Source organism: Sulfuritalea sp., from assembly GCF_031426875.1.
Classification (GTDB): Bacteria; Pseudomonadota; Gammaproteobacteria; order Burkholderiales; family Rhodocyclaceae; genus Sulfuritalea.
Genome location: NZ_JASJPC010000001.1, coordinates 58,293 through 74,392, shown reverse-complemented (window position 1 = coordinate 74,392; position 16,100 = coordinate 58,293). Strand labels below are relative to the sequence as shown.

The following is a 16,100-nucleotide window of genomic DNA, read 5'->3' as shown; positions in this document are numbered from 1 at the left end:
AGGACTTGAATAAGGGCCGGATGGGCGCAATCTGCAACGTTGCCGCGATAATAGCACTGTCAACTTACTGATCAACCCGGACGAATTCCATGACCGAAGAAACAATTTCCTTCTTTGCCAGCCAAGGCCTGGCGACGGATGGCAGCAGCTTCGGCGCTGCCGCAGAAGAGCTTGCCGCGGCACAAGGCGGCGCCGTTCTCGCCCCGCTCGTCGACCTCGGCCTGATCCGCGCCAGTGGCGCCGATACTGCGAATTTTCTACACAATCTGCTGACCAACGACATCAAGGGCATCACCGCCGGAGGCGGCCGCTTTGCCGGCTTCTGCACCGCCAAGGGACGCCTGCTGGCGCTGCTGCTGATCTGGCGCGACGGCGACGACTTCCTGCTGATGTTGCCGCGCGACATCCTGCCCATGATTCTGAAGAAGCTGTCGATGTACGTGCTGCGCTCGAAGGTGAAACTCACCGATGCCAGCGCCGAACGGATCCTGCTCGGCTACGCGGCTGCAATAGGCGTGTCGCCAGCGCCAACTCTTGGCGAAGCGGCGGCCGGTTTGCCGCGCTTCGGTGTCTCCCCAATCGATGGCGGACAGGCGATCCGGCTCGACGACAGGCGCTGGATGCTGGCGCTCGATGCCGCCACGATCGGCCCACGCTGGCAGCAACTGGCGGCGACAGCCCGGCCGGTGGGCCTGGCCGCATGGCAATGGCTGGAAATCACTGCCGGCCAGCCGCGCGTGGTCGCAGCGACCCAGGAAGCCTTCGTGCCGCAGATGCTGAACATGGAATTGCCTGCGGTCGCCGGCGTCAGTTTCAGCAAGGGCTGTTATCCGGGTCAGGAAATCGTCGCCCGGACACAGTATCTGGGCAAGATCAAGCGGCGCACCTACCGCGCCAGGCTTGAGACGGCGGTGGTTCCCGGCACCCATGTGTATGCCCCAGAAACCGGCGACCAGCACTGCGGCGCGGTGGTCAGCCTGGCGCCCTCCCCGGCCGGAGGTTTCGAATGCCTGGTCTGCGCCCAGAGCGGCGCCGTGGAAGCCGGTGAAGTGCATGTCGGCACCCCGGCCGGCGAGCGTCTGGAATTTCTGCCCCTGCCCTACACCCTGCAAGAAGCCCCCTCGGGTGCGAACTGACCCGAGCTGATCGATGTGCCTGATCCTCGTCGCCTGGCGGGTACATCCTGACTACCCGCTGGTGGTGGCCGCCAACCGCGATGAGTTCTTCGCCCGGCCGACCGCGTCGGCGGCCTTCTGGCAGGACGCACCGCAAGTGCTGGCCGGCCGTGACCTCGATGCCGGCGGCACTTGGATGGGCGTCACGCGCAGCGGGCGCTTCGCGGCGCTGACCAATTTCCGCGATCCGGCACAGAACCGCGGTGGCGCGCCGTCGCGCGGCGGACTGGTGAAGGATTTTCTGTGCGGCGACGAAGATCCGCAGAGTTATCTCAAACGCGTCGCCGCTCACGGCCGGGCATGCAACGGCTACAACCTGCTGGTGAGCGACGGCGCCACGCTGTGGTGGTCGTCCAACATGGGCGGTGCCGCGCGTACGCTGCAGCCGGGCGTGTATGGGGTGTCGAATCACCTGCTGGATACGCCATGGCCGAAAGTTGGCGCTGGCAAGACGGCGCTGGCACAGGCCCTCGAACGGCTGCCGGACGATGAGGCGCTGTTTGCGCTGCTCCAGGACGACGGCATCCATCCCGACGACGAATTGCCGCAGACCGGGATCCCGCTCGACTGGGAGCGCCTGCTGTCCTCGGCCTTCGTCAAATCGCCGAATTACGGTACCCGCAGTTCCACGGTGTTGTGCGTCGGGCAGGATGGCTGGGCGGGCTTCGACGAGCAGACCTGGCTGCCGGGCGCACAGCGCGGACCAAGGCAATGCTATCGGTTTAGCTTGAGCGCACCATCGTTCGGTGCGGAATCCCGGCCTCGATGAATTCGGGCCCTTCCTCGACAAAGCCGAAGCGCCGGTAAAAGCCGCCGGCCTGGGTCTGCGCGTGCAGCGCCAGGTGTCGCAGGTTCTGCCCTGCGGCCTCTTCCAGCAGACGCTCCAGCAAGGCGCGGCCGACGCCTTTGCCGCGCCAGTCGGGCAGCACCGCCATGCGTCCGATGTGGCCATCCGGCAGCCGCCGCCCGGTGCCGATCGCGCTGCCCTCGGCATCACGGGCGACCACATGGCGGCTCACCGCATCGTGCTCGTCCATTTCGAGCTCGCGGGGCACGTGCTGCTCCTCGACAAACACGGTCTCGCGCACCGATCGCGCCTGCCCGCCGAGTTCGCTCCATGAGCCCGTCTCGATGCCGAATTCGACGATATCGACTGGCGTATATGCCGGCACCCGGTCGAACAGTTCGATGATGTCGGCGTTTCTCATGCGGACACAACCGATCGAGCCGGGACTACCCATCGCCACCGAGTCTGGCGAGCCATGCAGATAGATGTAGCGGCGCATGGTGTCGACTTCGCCCAGCCGGTTGCGTCCCGGCTCCTTGCCGGAGAGCCACAGGATGCGCGTCAGAATCCAGTCGCGGCCGGGGAATTCGTCCGCGAGTTGCGGTGTCCAAACCTCGCCGGTCGGCCGCCGACGCCTGAATACGGTATTCGCCGTGGCGCCAGCACCAACTTTTGCGCGCACGATATGCCGGCCGCGCGGCGTGCAAAAGCTGCCGTTCTGCTCGCCGGCCCCATTCTTTGCGGTGGATACGTCGTAGCGGCACAGCAGCATGCCGCGCTCGTCATGCAGTTCCAGGCTTTGCTGCGGCAGGCTGATGCGGATCTGCATGGCAGCTTGATTCAGGCGACCAGCGTGCGTCCGCGGCGCGCCGCGAAAAAGCCCGACAGCAGGCTGCCGCAAGCTTCGCCCAACACGCCGCCGACAAGCGTCGTGTGGTGATTGAGGCGGGATTCGGCGAACAGGTCGATCACGCTGCCGGCCGCGCCGGTCTTCGGATCGCGCGCGCCGAACACTACGCGCTCTATGCGCGCATGCATGATGGCGCCGGCGCACATGGCGCAGGGTTCCAGCGTTACATACAGGGTGCAGCCCGGCAGGCGGTAATTGCCCAGACGCGTGGCGGCATCGCGCAAGGCCATGATTTCGGCATGGGCGGTGGGATCGTGGCGGCCGATCGGCTGGTTGAAGCCGCGGCCGACTACCTCCCCTTCCAGCACGACCAGCGCGCCCACCGGCACCTCGCCGGTGGCGCCAGCCTCGCGCGCCAGATCCAGCGCCAGCCCCATGAAATGCTCATCGTCCATGGGGCTGATTATGGCATCGCTGCCATGCGCTGCGGGGTTTCCCGGCTAGGCGTTCTTGGTGACTGCGCCGCCCGTCTCCAGCAATTGCGCCTGCGCTGCGGCCAGGCGCGCGATCGGCACACGCGGTCCCGAGCAGGACACGTAGGTGAGGCCGATGCTGTGGCAGAACTGGATCGACCCCGGGTGGCCGCCATGCTCGCCGCAAATACCGACCTTGAGGTCCGGACGCGTCTTGCGCCCTTCGCTTACGGCCAGTTTCATCAGTTCGCCGACACCCTTCTGATCGAGCACCTCGAAGGGATTGTCCAGCAGGATTTCTTCCGAGATATAGCTTGGCAGGAACTTGTTCTCGGCATCCTCGCGGCTGAAGGAGAAGGTGGCCTGCGTCAGGTCGTTGGTGCCGAAGGAGAAGAACTCGGCATCCTCGGCCATGCGTCCGGCGCGCAGACAGGCCCGCACGACTTCCAGCATGCTGCCGAACTTGACGTCCACCTTGATACCGTGGGTCAATTCGACGACCTTGTGCAGGCGTTTCACGTAGCTGTGAATGCGGCACAACTCCTCGACCGTGGCCACCTGCGGCACCATGATTTCCGGATGGACCTCGGTGCCCTCTTTGGCGCAGAGGGCGGCGGCTTCCAGAATCGCCTGGATCTGCATCATGTAGATCTCGGGATAGGTAATGCCCAGGCGCACGCCTCGGTGGCCGAGCATCGGGTTTACCTCGGACAGCGCGCGGACCTTCTTGAGGATCTTTTCCTTCTTGTGGATCGCATCTTCTTCAAGATGGCCGTCCTTGAACGCCTTCATGCTCACCGACAACTTGCCCAGGCCGTCCGAGTACTGCTGATACAGGCGCGGACTGAGCAGCTTGAGTGTTTCCGGCAACTCTTCCATGGCCTTGATCGAATCCCGCATATGGTGCAGGTGGGCGATCTCCAGCTCCAGTTGCGCCGTCGTCGGCAGGAATTCGTGCATCGGCGGGTCAAGCAGGCGCACCGTGACCGGCAGGCCCTTCATGGCCTTGAAAATGCCCTTGAAGTCGGCGCGCTGAATCGGAAGCAGCCTATCCAGTGCGGCCTGACGCTCCTCGACGGTTTCGGCGAGGATCATCTCCTGCACGATGGGCAGGCGATCGGAACTGTTGAACATGCGCTCGGTGCGGCACAGGCCGATGCCCATGGCGCCGAACTTGCGCGCCCGCGCGGCGTCGTCCGGGGTGTCGGCATTGGCCATCACCTTGAGTCGCGCGACTTCGTCGGCCCAGCCCAGCAGGGTCGCCATGTCTTCCGAAAACTCGGCTTCGACGGTGGGCACTTCACCGGCATAAACCTTGCCGTTGCTGCCGTCGATGGTGATCACGTCGCCTTCGTGCAAGGTGGTCTCACCGATCACGGCGCGGCGCGCCACGTCGTCGATGATGATCGCTTCGCAGCCGGAAACACAGGGTTTGCCCATGCCGCGTGCCACCACCGCAGCATGCGAGGTTTTGCCGCCGCGGCTGGTGAGGATGCCTTGCGCCTGGAAGAAACCGTGAATATCTTCCGGTTTGGTTTCCTCGCGCACCAGTATGATGCGCTCACCGGCTTGGCCGCGTTCCTCCGCCGAGTCGGCGTCGAACACGATCTTGCCCGAGGCCGCGCCGGGCGAAGCCGGCAGGCCGGTCGCCAGCGGCTTGCCCTTGAAGTCGGCCGCGAGCTGCGGCGCCAGCATCTGTTCCAGCAGGGTCGGGTCGATCCGCATCAGGGCCTTCTCGCGCGTGATCAGGCCTTCCCGGTACATCTCGACCGAGGTACGCAGCATCGCTCGTGCATTCATCTTGCCGTTGCGAGTCTGCAGGCAGTAGAGGCGCCCCTTCTCGATGGTGAACTCGAAGTCCTGGACCTCGGCGTAGTGTGCTTCGAGGCGCGCATGGAGTTCCTGCAATTGCCGGTAGATTTCCGGCATTTCCTGCTCCATCTCGGCAATCGCCTTCGGTGTGCGTATGCCCGCCACCACGTCCTCACCCTGGGCGTTGACCAGGTATTCGCCATAGATGAGGTTTTCGCCGGTGCCCGGATTGCGCGTAAAGCCGACGCCAGTACCGGAATCGGAGCCCATGTTGCCGAAGACCATGGTCACCACATTGACCGCGGTGCCGCTGGCCATTTCCTTGGTGATCTTGAACTGACGACGGTAGTCGATCGCGCGCTTGCCGTTCCAGGAGCGGAACACTGCGCCAATGGCGATTTCCAGCTGCTGATAGGGATCTTCCGGAAACGGCTTGCCGGTATGCCGGGCGACGATGGCAAGAAATTCGGTGGCGAGTTCGGCCAGGTGCTCGGCCTTCAGATCGACGTCCTGGCTGGCACCGTAGCGAGCCTTGATCGACGCCATCGCCGCATCGAAGTGTTCGTCGCCGATGCCCAGTGCGATCTTGCCGAAAAGCTGGATGAAGCGGCGCCAGGCGTCATAGCCGAAGCGCGGGTTGCCGGTCAGGGCGATCAGGCCTTTGAGGGTGGTCTGGTTGAGGCCGAGATTGAGGACGGTGTCCATCATGCCCGGCATCGACATGGAAGAACCCGAACGCACCGAAACCAGCAGCGGATTGTCGGCACCGCCAAAGGTCTTGCCGGTCTTTTTCTCCAGTGCCTTCATGTGCGCCAGCGTCTGATCCAGCGCGCCTTCGGGCAGGCGGTCCTTTTCGAGGAACGCGAGGCAGGCGTCCGTGGTGATGACGAAGCCTGGTGGCACGTTGAGGCCAATCTGCGTCATCTCGCACAAGTTCGCGCCTTTGCCGCCGAGCAGCATCTTGTTCTTGCCATCACCTTCCTCGAAGGCAAACACCCATTGCCGTTTCATCAATACTTCTCCTTGTTGTCTTGCCAGTGGATTGCCGCTATGCACAATTATTTTATCGTCACTAGTAGGGGAATTTCACAAAGAAAATCACTTTACTCACCATAAGAGCATTCCATCCTGACGCAAGATGCGCTAAATTATCCAAAATTCATCAAATTTCTTCGAGGACGGCCACAGGGTACTGATTCAGTCATAAAATAAATTACTCGGCATCCGGCAATTGTTTTTCACTCGTGAAATCAACGCTACGCAAACAGGCTATCGACTGATATGGACATCGTCAGACAAAAGCAAATCAGGGAATGGACCCTGCTTGGGTTGGTCGGGAGCATGGCATTGGTTGCCAATCTTCCGCGGCACGCGCTCGACGGCATCGGCTTGGATCCGGGCCTGCTGATGGCGGTCCTGGGGCTGATGGTCGTGTTTGCCCTTTTCCTGTATGTGCGGTTTTTCTTCTTCCTGCTGTATGCAATGCTGGCAGTTGGCGCCAATCTGCCGGAACAATGGGCCGATTCGCTGGGTATCAGCCAGACACCGCTGCTGCTCGCCCTGATCGCAATGGTTGCGCTGTCCCTGCTCAACTATGGCGCCAAGGCGCTGCCCACGGGGCTGGAACCGAAAAAGCGCAAACAGAACCTCGAAGCTACCAAAGTGTTGCTCGACGCCATCGAGCGCCGCAATCTTTCCTATATCAAGACCCTGTTGGCCATGGATTTCGATCTCGACGAGCCCGACGCCGATGGCACGACGCCGCTGATGCGCGCCGCCCAGCGCGGGGAGTTCAAGATAGTCCAGTTACTGATCAAGCGCGGCGCCTCGCCATTGGTGGTCGGGGCTGCCGGCAAGGCTTCGGATCTGGCGCAAAAGAACAACTTTCCGTCGGTCGCCGAATTCTTGAAGAAGGTCGAAGAAGTTCAGGCAGCGGAAGCCTCGCGGCGGGCCGCAAGCCAGTCTCAGCGCGATACGGCAGTCGTTGCTTGACCCAGTGGCTTACTCTCGGCGAGAAGCCTACCTTCCCGTCCCGGCGCCGTCAGAGGCGTCTCGCGCGTCCCGTAGCGGCTCGCCGGCCATCAGGTGGAGGGCGATGACGATTCCTGCGATCACGTTGCCCAATGCAAATCCAGCAAGTAGCAGCCTGGTGCCGATGGGCAGTTGATAGGCGTGCAACACGAAAGAGATGGCCGACGACAGGCCGTTGAGTACGATAAGTACCCAGAACAGGGGATTTCGCGGCTGAATGAGTCGCGCGAACTTCAGTTCGCTGGCCATAAGGCATGATCGCTACAGCCTGCGTCACGGCACACGACTAGTAACCGGGCCGCAGCAGATAGATTTCCACCCAGTGCCGCCGCGAATCCCGCTCCTTTTCGTGCTCACCACCGAAACTGGCCAACAGGATGCGTCGTGAGAGCACGCCAAGTTCTTGCAGGCGTTCCTTGACTCTTTGCAGGACTTTCTCTGCGAGTCCGATATTCAATGCCGGGCTGCCGCGATCCGGAACATGGCTTTCGAGGCGCAGAAGAATGCGCTCATCCCGCTTTGCCTCATTGGCTATTTTCGCCAGTCGGCCTTCCATCTCCACGGTAAATCCCCCGCTGCCCGGGTCGATCTTTATGACTGCATCGGGTTCCGGTTCATGGCTGGCTTCCGCCTGCGGAGAAACCGGTGGCGCTGGCTTGGGCGCAAGCTTTCGCCTACCCTGATCACTATCGGCGGGAGATTGCTGGAGTCGCTGGGTAGCGGCGGACTCGGCCTTGTAGCCCGTCGATTGGGGTGCGGCCGATTGTGCATTTCCGGCGCTCTTCGGCGGGGCTGCGCATGCTCCCAGGCAAAGCGAAGTCGCCGCGATCATCATGCTTGCTGCAAGTCTCATTTCTTCCTCGCTGCGATGGTTCCGCCAAAAATATCGTGCTGGGCGAACCGGCAGATGGCGGCAATGATGGGATGGGTCAGCTTGCGTTCATTGGTAATGGCAAAGATCTGTTCGCGCACGGTATCAATTCTGCCCACGACCTGAACGTCATGCTGACTGACGATGTAGGACTCGATCGCCGTCGGCGCCACAAAGAAACCAGCCCCGGCCTGGCCGAAAGCCTGCAACAGCGCGCTGTCGTCGAACTCACCGACAATGCGCGGCCGCAACCGCTCGGCCTCGAACCAGCGCATCAGGCGCGGCTGCAAGGCCACATCGACTCCGGGAAGCAGAAAAGGCGCGGCGTCAAGCAGCTGCGGAAATGGCCGCGACACCTGCTGAACCAGGGCTTGCGCGCCGAACACGCTGACACCGCTTTCACCCAGGAAATGGTCGTAACCGCGCACATTAAGGTTGTCGGGCATGGGACGATCGGCGATCACCATGTCGAGGCGATGTATCGCCAGGTCCGCCAGCAGCGTCGTCAGACGCCCTTCGCGGCAGATCAGTTTGATCGGTTCCTCGAAGCCGAGGGACGGCTCGACCAGGCGATAAGCCACCATTTTCGGGACCGAGTCGGCAATGCCTACGCGGAACGGTGCACCGTACGGCAGCGCGCCGTCGCGCAGCGAATCCAGCATTTCATCGCTCAGGGCGAATATCTGTTCGGCGTAGCCGAGCAGGCGTTGTCCGGTTTCGGTGAGTTCCAGGCCACGTCCGACACGCCGAAACAGGTCAACCCCGAGCGTGGCTTCGAGTTCACTCAGTTGCCCGCTGATCGACTGCGGGGTGAGATGCAGTTGCTCGCTGGCGCGGGCGATGCTGCCGGATTTGGCAACCATCCAGAAATAGCGCAAGTGCTTGAAGTTGAGGGCGGCCATGATGTTTCGTCGATGATTTATGCGCTGTGCGCCGCAGCGCTGGCAGGTGCCTGGATCCGGCCTGGGTGCGCAGACCGTCACATCCATTTATGCGATCAATTTTCAATTGTATTCGATTTGTACGAGTCTTTTGCCGGCTCTATCATCGCGCAATCGGTGAGCTATCCTAATCACCAAACGTCAATGCCTTTGCCACCGGCATGAGCAAGTACAGATCACTCATTGCAGTGTCCACCGGCCTTCTTCGTCACCATGATCGTTGCCGAACTGGTATTGGGTGTCCTGGCTTCCGTCATCGTCATGTGGTTCTCGCGCCAGCGTGAATTCCGGGCCGATCAGGGGGCGCCAGCCTCGCCAGTAGGCAAAACATGATTGCCGCGCTGCAACGCCTGAATTCGCTGCATCCGCAGCCTCTGTCCGACAAAATGGCCGCATTCGGCATTGCCTGCGCCAGCGGCGATCTTCAGCGCGCGGCGGCGAGAAAGGCCTCCAGTAGCGGCGCGCAGTCGAGCAAGTCGTCGTCGGCGAACTGGGCGTGAAACTCCGGGTGCCATTGCACGCCGCAGACGAAGCTGCGACCGTCCCAGCGTATCGCCTCCACCACGCCGTCGGCACCCTCGGCCTCCACCACCACGCCACGACCGAGGCGGTTGATCGCCTGGTGATGGATCGAGACGACCTTGCCTTCGACACCGCCGCCGAACCAGTCGACGAACTTGCCGCCGGCGACGAACTTCACCGTGTGGCTGTTGCGATCGTAAGCGGGCGTCTCGTGCCCGGAGGCTGCCGGGAATTGCGTCGGCAGATCCTGGAACAGCGAGCCGCCCAGTGCGACATTGATCAACTGCATGCCGCGACAAATGCCGAGAATGGGCTTGCGGGCTTCCATGAACTCATGCACCAGCTCCAGTTCGTAGGCGTCGCGCACCGCATCCCCATTCCATTCCGGCCGCAACGGCTCTTCGCCATAGGCTTGCGGGCTGACATCGGCGCCGCCTTGCAGGATCAATCCGTCAAGATACTCGGCATAGTCGCGTAGGCGGATATTGCTGCGCAGCAATGTGCCATCGGCCACCACCGAGGGCACCATCAGCACCAGCACATCCCGCGACATGGCCCACTGCGCCACGCTTTGCTCCAGCACCTGCAGCGTCCTGCTGCGAATGCCGGCACCGCCCAACTCGGGATGAAAGATGCGGGCCGAAAGGCCGATGCGGATCGGCCGGCGCCGCCCTATCATGTCGCCCTCCCGTTGCGGAAGCTGCGGACGGCTGCATCGACCACGCCCGCGACGCCGCCCTGCTCGCTATATTGCCTGCGCAGGAAGCTGGCGTGATTGCCCGCGTGGACAGCAACGGCGTAGAGCTCGTCGAGAGCTGGCTGACTGTCCAGCGCCGCGGCATGGGGAGTGAGGTGGCGCAGCGTGGCCAGGATGTCTTCGCGCAATGAACGGTTCTCGTTGGTCTTCGGATGCACGATGGCGCCGTCGAGACCGAAACGGCAGGCCTGAAAACGGTTGTAGTTATAGACCAGGTAGTCGTCCTCGGCCGGCGGCGGTTCCTGGCCTTGGAGCAGCATGCGGCATAGGGCCTGCAGGTAGCTGGCCAAGGCCGCGGCACGTTCGACACTCAACGGTGTATCGCAGACGCGCAGCTCGATGGTGCCGTACTCGGGCTTGGGGCGGATGTCCCAGTAGAAATCCTTCATGCTCTTCACCACCCCGGTAGCCTCCATCTTGGCGAAGTAATTGCGTTCGAAGTCGTTCCACTTTAGCAGGAAGGGCGCACGACCCGAAAGCGGAAAGGCAAACACCGAATTCAGGCGCGCCGAGTCGAACAGGGTGTCGACTCCCTGCGAAAAGGGCGACGACGCCGACAGCGCGATGAAATGCGGCAGATAGCGATTCAGCGCATGCAGCAGGTAGAGTCCTTCGTCGGCGGAACCGCAGCCGATATGCACATGCTGGCCGAACACGGTGAATTGCTTGGCGAGGTAGCCGTAAAGTTCGGAAAGCTCCTTGAAGCGCGGCTTGGCGAAGATGCGTTGGTCGAACCAGCGCTGGAAGGGATGGGTACCGCCACCGCAAATCGCGACATTGAGCCGGTCGCCGGCCACCACCAGAGTGTCACGCATCTGTCGCAACTGTTCCAGCAGTTCGTCATGGCGGGTATGCACGTCGGTGGCGATCTCGATCATGCTCTCGGTAATTTCCGGCTTGACGTCGCCGGGGAAGGGTTTGCGGGCAAGCAGATGCAGCATGTCGGTGGCTGCCGCGGCGAGATCGAAATCGGTGGGGTTGACCAACTGCAGTTCGAGTTCGACGCCCATGGTCAGCGGACTGCTGGTCTTGAAGGCTTCGAGCGCCATGCTCAGCCCTCCCGTCCCGGTTGCGCTTCGCCGGCACGGCACAGCGCCCATTGCGTTGCCAGCGGCCCCAGCACGTTGAGCAACAGCATCATGGCGGCCACTCCGGGCAGGTGCTCGACGAGTTTCGCATCGAGATGCCGCGTCTGTTCCAGCAGCATCATGGAGAACACAGACAGCGGCATCAGCGCGACGCCGGTCAAGACTCCCTTGCGCCAGCTCAGTCCGCTGATCCGGGCGAACAGCGTGGTCGCGCAGGTTTTGACCAGCAGGCGCGCCATCAGCACTGCCACACCCAGTTCGATGCCGGCGACAACATGGCGCCAATCGAGCGTGGACGCAATGAACACAAACAACAACACGGTCAGCAGGTCGCCCAGGGCACCGAAATTTCGCTGGGCCTGCGACAGCAGGACGCGACGATGACGGGCGACCAGTCCGAAAGCCAGCGCGGCGAGGATCGGCGAGAACTTGAAGGCATCGGTCAGTGCCGTGAGCAGCAGCACGGCCAGGGCAAATGCCACCGTGGTGTGGTGCGTGAGTCCGCCGGTGACGCGCAGCAGGCCGGGAACTGCGACACCGAACAGGGTGCCCAGTCCGGCGGACACCAGAACCACGACCACGCTGTTCCACACCGCAGTGAATACACCGCCGTTGCCTGTCAGCATCGCGTAACCCACGACAGCCTTGAAGGCGACGACTGCGAATACGCAGTTAAAGGCCGACAGATGCAGCGTGCGCTCGGTCACCTGCCCCGATCCGCGCAATTCGTTGACCACCCTCAGCACGGCAGCCGGCGAGGTCGGCACCGCCAGGGCCGCCAGCAACAGCGAGGGTATCGGCGCCTGGTCGAATATCCGGGCGATGAAAAACACCACAGCGAAGGTACCCGTGGCTTCGACCACGCTGGTAGCGCCCAGCCACGGATTGGCGCGCAGCCAGCCGAGGTTGATGCGATAGCCTAGCTCGAACAGAATCAGCGCGAGGGCGACATTGGTCAGCAACACCATCGCTTCGCCGGACGGCTGGGACAGAAAGCCGCCCTGGCTCGAAGCCATCAGGAATCCGGCGATGGCGTAACTGCTGATCCGCGGCAAACCGAGCCAGCGACGCCCGAATTCGCCTGCCACCCAGGCAAGCGCCAGTGCGGCCGGCCAGGCGATCTCGACAAGGATGAGGTTGAGACTCGCTGCCATGGTCTCCCTTTATTCAAGCATGTCCGACATCAACCGGCCTTCGATCTTTGCCGGCGCCGCCAGGGTCACCGTCCCGCCAGCACCAACTTTCAGTCCGGTGACGGCTTGCTGCCCTCGCCCCCGGTGAGCAAGGTGCGCAGCCCGACATAGGGTTTTTCGGTTTCCGCGATCGCGGGTGTGGACTGCGCTTTGGCGAGTTCCGCCGCGAGTTCGTCGCCGCGGCGCTGTTGCTCGGCCAATTTGCGCTCAAGGTCTGCGACCTGGCGACCGAGCCGTGCCGTCGCCCACTGCCCACGGATTACGGTCGGTGAGGAAAGCAGGCCGGCAATCAGCGCACCGAGACCGAGCGACAGCAGCAATACCAGCGCCAGCGAACCCTCGAAACGCCAAACGGCAAGCGTCACCACCACCGGCGTGTTGTTCTGCAGAGCGAACAACACCGCTCCAATGGCAAAGACGATACCGACAATCAATGTGAGCTGCATGACGAATTTTCCATTTTGGTGCTCCGGTTTCAATCCTGAGCGACGAATCAATTGGAACACGATAATCGCAAAAGACGATGAAGCCTATGCAATAGCCAACTCTTTAATTCGAATATATCGAAGTGTGACCACAGACAATTCGAATGGATCGATACATTTAAAGCTCCTACAATGGACTCGTATCCGTCTGTAATCCAAGTTAACGAGGAGAAGGAAATGAGAAACCTGCAGGCAATTGCCATTCCGCATAGTGGCGCCGAGTCGGTGCTGGCGACCAACAAGGTGATTCGCAATACCTACATGCTGCTATCGATGACGCTACTGTTCGCCGCGGCAACCGCGGCCGCTGCGGTCGCACTGAAACTCCCGCATCCCGGCCTGGTAGTGACCCTGGTCGGCTACTTCGGCCTGCTGTTCGCTACGACCAAGCTGCGCAACAGCGCTTGGGGCCTGGTATCGGTATTCGCCCTGACCGGCTTCATGGGCTACACCCTGGGGCCGATTGTCAGCCACTATCTTGGCCTGCCCAACGGCGGCCAGACAGTGATGATGGCCATGACCGGCACCGCCGCGATCTTCCTCGGCCTGTCCGGTTACGCGCTGACCACGCGCAAGGATTTCAGCTTCATGGGCGGCTTCCTGATGGTCGGCGTCCTGCTCGCCTTCCTAGCCGGCCTGTCCGCGATATTTTTCGAGATTCCGGCGCTGTCGCTGACCGTCTCGGCCGCCTTTGTCCTGTTGATGTCGGGTCTGATCCTGTATGAAACCTCGAACATCATTCATGGCGGCGAAACCAACTACGTCATGGCGACCGTGACGCTGTTCGTGTCGATTTTCAATCTCTTCACCAGTCTCCTGCATTTGCTGGGCTTCATGAACAGCAGCGACTGATCAAAGCAGTACGATGCCGACTGCCTGAAACAAGCAAGGTGGTCGGCCCGTGGATTCGCACCTTTATCGGCAATTCACGAACTGCCGACTCCGCCGGCGACCTGGTCCGAGACCTGCGCATCGTCGGTGGGTGGCTCTGCCGGTTCAGGCAATCGGCTCGCGAGCACCTTATCCACCCGCTTGCCGTCGAGATCGACCACTTCCAGCGGCCAGCGCTCCCAATGGGCAATATCGCGCGTCTGCGGCAGGCGCCCCAGCAACCACATCATGAGGCCGCTAAGCGTGTGGTAGCGCCCCTTGTCTTCATCGGGGACGGCCTTCAGCTCCAGCCGGTCCTTCAATTCGGGCACCGGAATCAGGCCGTCAAACAGCCACGAACCGTCTTCGCGCTGGACCGCCCAGGCATCCTCCTGATTGTGCGGCTTGAACTCGACGGTGACGGCCTCCACCAGCACGTCCTGCAGCGTGACCAAACCCTGTACCTCGCCATATTCATCGACCACCAGCACCATCTGCATGCCGGAGGCGCGGAAATGCCCCGGCAAGTCCATGCCGTTCAGGGTTTCCGGAATGAAAACGGCGGGTTGCAACTGGGTGGCGAGCTCGATCGGTCCGCCCTTGAGCTTCTGGTTCAACAACTGCTTGGCATTGACGATGCCGAGTACTTCATGCAGTCCGTCGCGACAAACCGGAAAGCGAGAATGGTCGGAGGCGGCAATCCATTGCAGGTTCTCTTCCAGCGAGCGCTCGACATCCGGGTGGACGATATCGGCTCGGGGAATCATCAGCGAACCGATCTGGCGGTCATCCAGGCGGAAGACATTGCGCACCATCTCGTGTTTTCCTGCCGCTCGATCACCCCGGCTTCGGAGCCTTCCTCGATCATGGCGTGAATCTCGTCTTCCGTCACGCCATGGGCAGCCTGTTCGTGCTGTCCCAGCAGGCGCAGGACCGTGTCGGTGGAGAAACTGAGCAGGTGCACGAAAGGCCGCGTGAACAGCGCGAGAAACTACATCGGGCGCGCCACGGGGCGGGCGATTCCTTCCTGATCGATCTGGCCAATACGCTTGGGTACCAGTTCGCCGATGACGATGGACACATATGTGATGACCACCACCGCCAGCGCTGTGGCGGCGATGCTGCTGGCTTGCTGGTCGAAGCCCAGACCGTAAAGCCAGGCGGCGAACGGGGCGGCCAGGATCGCCTCGCCGACGATACCGTTAAGGATGCCGATCGAAGTAATGCCGATCTGGATGGTCGACAGGAAACGCGTCGGCTCGTCATGCAGCGTGATCGCGACCGCGGCAGCCCCATCGCCATTCTCGGCAAGCCTTGCCAGTAGCGCGCGACGTGCCGTTACCAAGGCGATCTCGGACATGGCGAAGAGGCCGTTGATCAGCATCAGGATGATGAGCAACGGGATTTCCATGGCGTAATCCCGGATCAGTTAACGATGAATGACTGCCCCATCAAAGATGAGCTTCCCCCGAAAATTCGTCTTCCAAGAGATGGGGTATAACGCCCCGGTAAATTGGAAGGAGAAGCGAAGTTGAAGAAGATACCGAAGCAGGAATACACGGCCGAGTTCAAGGGACTGGCGGTGAAACGAGTGAAGGCTGGCCAGAGCGTTGGAGCCGTGGCCCGGGAACTGGGGCTGATCGAGCAAGTCATTCACGCCCCCGCAGTTTTCCGCTGGCGAATCCTTGAAGCGCAGCAATAGCCGAATCTCGTCGAGCGTCATGTCCAGACTGCGACAGTTGCGTATGAAGCGCAGCCGTTCCGCATGTGTCGGCCCATAGATGCGGTAGTTGCCATCGGTACGCGCAGTTTCAGGCAGCAGGCCCTCGCGCTCGTAATAGCGAATGGTCTCCACTTGGGCGCCGGCATGGCTGGCAAGTTCTCCGATTTTCATAAGCGCCTAAACACTTCGACCTGGCTGCATGGCAATGATGGCCATGCCGACAAGGCTCACCGCGCCGCCGACTAGATCCCAGCGCGTCGGAGTAAGGCCGTCGACCTGCCAAAGCCAAAGCATGGCGATGACAACATAGACGCCGCCATAGGCTGCATAGATACGCCCAGCCGCGCCAGGATGCATCGTGAGCAACCAAGCGAACGCTGCCAGCGACAGAGCGGCTGGGATAAGCAGCCAGCGGGAATGTTCTTGCGTCAAGACAAGCCACGGCAGGTAGCAACCGACAATCTCAGCCAGCGCTGTAATGACGAAGAGACCAGATATCCTGAAAAACTCCAGCATCTTTTT

Annotated in this window: 16 protein-coding genes and 5 pseudogenes; 6 read left to right on the top strand and 15 right to left on the bottom strand. The window is 61.9% G+C overall.

Annotation, left to right across the window (positions count from 1 at the left end; translation table 11 throughout):
* Positions 1 to 89: 89 nt before the first annotated feature.
* Entirely contained in the window at positions 90 to 1,136 is a 1,047-nt protein-coding gene (locus RMO95_RS00390; protein ID WP_310448594.1) for a folate-binding protein, read from the top strand.
* Between the two features lie 13 nt (positions 1,137 to 1,149).
* Positions 1,150 to 1,944 (top strand): NRDE family protein, encoded by a 795-nt coding sequence (locus RMO95_RS00385; protein ID WP_310448593.1) that lies wholly within the window; start codon positions 1,150 to 1,152, stop codon positions 1,942 to 1,944.
* Here RMO95_RS00385 and RMO95_RS00380 read toward each other — a convergent pair.
* The 4 genes and pseudogenes from RMO95_RS00380 to ppdK form a co-directional block, all read right to left on the bottom strand.
* Positions 1,898 to 2,230 (bottom strand): GNAT family N-acetyltransferase, encoded by a 333-nt coding sequence (locus RMO95_RS00380; protein WP_409574914.1) that lies wholly within the window; start codon positions 2,228 to 2,230, stop codon positions 1,898 to 1,900. The genes RMO95_RS00385 and RMO95_RS00380 overlap by 47 nt on opposite strands.
* A gap of 84 nt (positions 2,231 to 2,314) precedes the next feature.
* A pseudogene (locus tag RMO95_RS00375) lies at positions 2,315 to 2,791 on the bottom strand (L,D-transpeptidase family protein); the annotation flags it as partial.
* A gap of 11 nt (positions 2,792 to 2,802) precedes the next feature.
* On the bottom strand, positions 2,803 to 3,267 hold the full coding sequence (tadA, locus tag RMO95_RS00370) for a tRNA adenosine(34) deaminase TadA (protein ID WP_310448592.1): 465 nt from the start codon (positions 3,265 to 3,267) through the stop codon (positions 2,803 to 2,805).
* A gap of 45 nt (positions 3,268 to 3,312) precedes the next feature.
* Positions 3,313 to 6,108 (bottom strand): pyruvate, phosphate dikinase, encoded by a 2,796-nt coding sequence (ppdK, locus tag RMO95_RS00365; protein ID WP_310448591.1) that lies wholly within the window; start codon positions 6,106 to 6,108, stop codon positions 3,313 to 3,315.
* A gap of 270 nt (positions 6,109 to 6,378) precedes the next feature.
* Here ppdK and RMO95_RS00360 point away from each other — a divergent pair, with 270 nt between their 5' ends.
* Positions 6,379 to 7,089: an ankyrin repeat domain-containing protein gene (locus tag RMO95_RS00360; protein WP_310448590.1), complete on the top strand. Its 711-nt coding sequence runs from the start codon at positions 6,379 to 6,381 to the stop codon at positions 7,087 to 7,089.
* A gap of 27 nt (positions 7,090 to 7,116) precedes the next feature.
* Here RMO95_RS00360 and RMO95_RS00355 read toward each other — a convergent pair whose 3' ends face one another.
* From RMO95_RS00355 to nhaR, 3 genes are read right to left on the bottom strand one after another with little or no spacing between them, the layout of a single operon-like run.
* Positions 7,117 to 7,377: a hypothetical protein gene (locus RMO95_RS00355; RefSeq protein ID WP_310448589.1), complete on the bottom strand. Its 261-nt coding sequence runs from the start codon at positions 7,375 to 7,377 to the stop codon at positions 7,117 to 7,119.
* A gap of 37 nt (positions 7,378 to 7,414) precedes the next feature.
* Positions 7,415 to 7,963, bottom strand: coding sequence for a hypothetical protein (locus RMO95_RS00350; protein ID WP_310448588.1), 549 nt, complete (start codon positions 7,961 to 7,963; stop codon positions 7,415 to 7,417).
* 14 nt (positions 7,964 to 7,977) lie between these two features.
* Positions 7,978 to 8,901 (bottom strand): transcriptional activator NhaR, encoded by a 924-nt coding sequence (gene nhaR, locus RMO95_RS00345; protein ID WP_310448587.1) that lies wholly within the window; start codon positions 8,899 to 8,901, stop codon positions 7,978 to 7,980.
* A 234-nt stretch (positions 8,902 to 9,135) separates the two neighbouring features.
* On the opposite strand from nhaR, the pseudogene RMO95_RS00340 reads away from it, so the two are divergent.
* A pseudogene (locus RMO95_RS00340) lies at positions 9,136 to 9,440 on the top strand (M48 family metalloprotease); the annotation flags it as partial.
* Here the strand turns inward: RMO95_RS00340 and RMO95_RS00335 are convergent.
* The 4 genes from RMO95_RS00335 to RMO95_RS00320 form a co-directional block, all read right to left on the bottom strand.
* Complete coding sequence (locus RMO95_RS00335; RefSeq protein WP_310448586.1) at positions 9,365 to 10,141, bottom strand: type 1 glutamine amidotransferase; 777 nt, start codon at positions 10,139 to 10,141, stop codon at positions 9,365 to 9,367. The pseudogene RMO95_RS00340 and the gene RMO95_RS00335 overlap by 76 nt on opposite strands.
* The gene (locus RMO95_RS00330; protein ID WP_310448585.1) at positions 10,138 to 11,268 is read right to left on the bottom strand and encodes a YbdK family carboxylate-amine ligase; all 1,131 of its coding nucleotides are present in this window, start codon (positions 11,266 to 11,268) and stop codon (positions 10,138 to 10,140) included. Before RMO95_RS00330 ends, RMO95_RS00335 begins: the two co-directional genes overlap by 4 nt.
* A gap of 2 nt (positions 11,269 to 11,270) precedes the next feature.
* Positions 11,271 to 12,461 (bottom strand): cation:proton antiporter, encoded by a 1,191-nt coding sequence (locus tag RMO95_RS00325; protein WP_310448584.1) that lies wholly within the window; start codon positions 12,459 to 12,461, stop codon positions 11,271 to 11,273.
* Positions 12,462 to 12,550: 89 nt separating this feature from the next.
* The gene (locus tag RMO95_RS00320) at positions 12,551 to 13,006 is read right to left on the bottom strand and encodes a lipopolysaccharide assembly protein LapA domain-containing protein (protein WP_310448583.1); all 456 of its coding nucleotides are present in this window, start codon (positions 13,004 to 13,006) and stop codon (positions 12,551 to 12,553) included.
* Positions 13,007 to 13,162: 156 nt separating this feature from the next.
* Between RMO95_RS00320 and RMO95_RS00315 the strand changes: the two genes are divergently transcribed.
* Positions 13,163 to 13,837, top strand: a complete 675-nt coding sequence (locus tag RMO95_RS00315) for a Bax inhibitor-1/YccA family protein (RefSeq protein WP_310448582.1) — start codon at positions 13,163 to 13,165, stop codon at positions 13,835 to 13,837.
* A 74-nt stretch (positions 13,838 to 13,911) separates the two neighbouring features.
* Here RMO95_RS00315 and RMO95_RS00310 read toward each other — a convergent pair whose 3' ends face one another.
* The gene (locus RMO95_RS00310) at positions 13,912 to 14,670 is read right to left on the bottom strand and encodes a hemolysin family protein (RefSeq protein ID WP_310448581.1); all 759 of its coding nucleotides are present in this window, start codon (positions 14,668 to 14,670) and stop codon (positions 13,912 to 13,914) included.
* Positions 14,622 to 15,215 (bottom strand): annotated as a pseudogene (locus RMO95_RS00305) (CNNM domain-containing protein). Before RMO95_RS00305 ends, RMO95_RS00310 begins: the two are co-directional and overlap by 49 nt.
* Before the next feature lie 171 nt (positions 15,216 to 15,386).
* On the opposite strand from RMO95_RS00305, the pseudogene RMO95_RS00300 reads away from it, so the two are divergent.
* A pseudogene (locus RMO95_RS00300) lies at positions 15,387 to 15,509 on the top strand (transposase); the annotation flags it as partial.
* Here RMO95_RS00300 and RMO95_RS00295 read toward each other — a convergent pair.
* Positions 15,492 to 15,749, bottom strand: a pseudogene (locus RMO95_RS00295) (MerR family transcriptional regulator); the annotation flags it as partial. The pseudogenes RMO95_RS00300 and RMO95_RS00295 sit on opposite strands and share 18 nt — an antisense overlap.
* 6 nt (positions 15,750 to 15,755) lie before the next feature.
* Positions 15,756 to 16,094, bottom strand: coding sequence for a YnfA family protein (locus RMO95_RS00290; RefSeq protein ID WP_409574913.1), 339 nt, complete (start codon positions 16,092 to 16,094; stop codon positions 15,756 to 15,758).
* Between the last annotated feature and the right edge of the window lie 6 nt (positions 16,095 to 16,100).

Coding starts and splice junctions, on each gene's coding strand:
- RMO95_RS00315 (WP_310448582.1), top strand. CDS start 13,163: ATGAGAAACCTGCAGGCAATTGCCATTCCGCATAGTGGCGCCGAGTCG.
- RMO95_RS00335 (WP_310448586.1), bottom strand. CDS start 10,141: ATGATAGGGCGGCGCCGGCCGATCCGCATCGGCCTTTCGGCCCGCATC.
- RMO95_RS00390 (WP_310448594.1), top strand. CDS start 90: ATGACCGAAGAAACAATTTCCTTCTTTGCCAGCCAAGGCCTGGCGACG.
- ppdK (WP_310448591.1), bottom strand. CDS start 6,108: ATGAAACGGCAATGGGTGTTTGCCTTCGAGGAAGGTGATGGCAAGAAC.
- RMO95_RS00330 (WP_310448585.1), bottom strand. CDS start 11,268: ATGGCGCTCGAAGCCTTCAAGACCAGCAGTCCGCTGACCATGGGCGTC.
- RMO95_RS00355 (WP_310448589.1), bottom strand. CDS start 7,377: ATGGCCAGCGAACTGAAGTTCGCGCGACTCATTCAGCCGCGAAATCCC.
- nhaR (WP_310448587.1), bottom strand. CDS start 8,901: ATGGCCGCCCTCAACTTCAAGCACTTGCGCTATTTCTGGATGGTTGCC.
- RMO95_RS00310 (WP_310448581.1), bottom strand. CDS start 14,670: ATGGTGCGCAATGTCTTCCGCCTGGATGACCGCCAGATCGGTTCGCTG.
- RMO95_RS00290 (WP_409574913.1), bottom strand. CDS start 16,094: ATGCTGGAGTTTTTCAGGATATCTGGTCTCTTCGTCATTACAGCGCTG.
- RMO95_RS00385 (WP_310448593.1), top strand. CDS start 1,150: ATGTGCCTGATCCTCGTCGCCTGGCGGGTACATCCTGACTACCCGCTG.
- RMO95_RS00350 (WP_310448588.1), bottom strand. CDS start 7,963: ATGATGATCGCGGCGACTTCGCTTTGCCTGGGAGCATGCGCAGCCCCG.
- tadA (WP_310448592.1), bottom strand. CDS start 3,267: ATGGACGATGAGCATTTCATGGGGCTGGCGCTGGATCTGGCGCGCGAG.
- RMO95_RS00325 (WP_310448584.1), bottom strand. CDS start 12,461: ATGGCAGCGAGTCTCAACCTCATCCTTGTCGAGATCGCCTGGCCGGCC.
- RMO95_RS00360 (WP_310448590.1), top strand. CDS start 6,379: ATGGACATCGTCAGACAAAAGCAAATCAGGGAATGGACCCTGCTTGGG.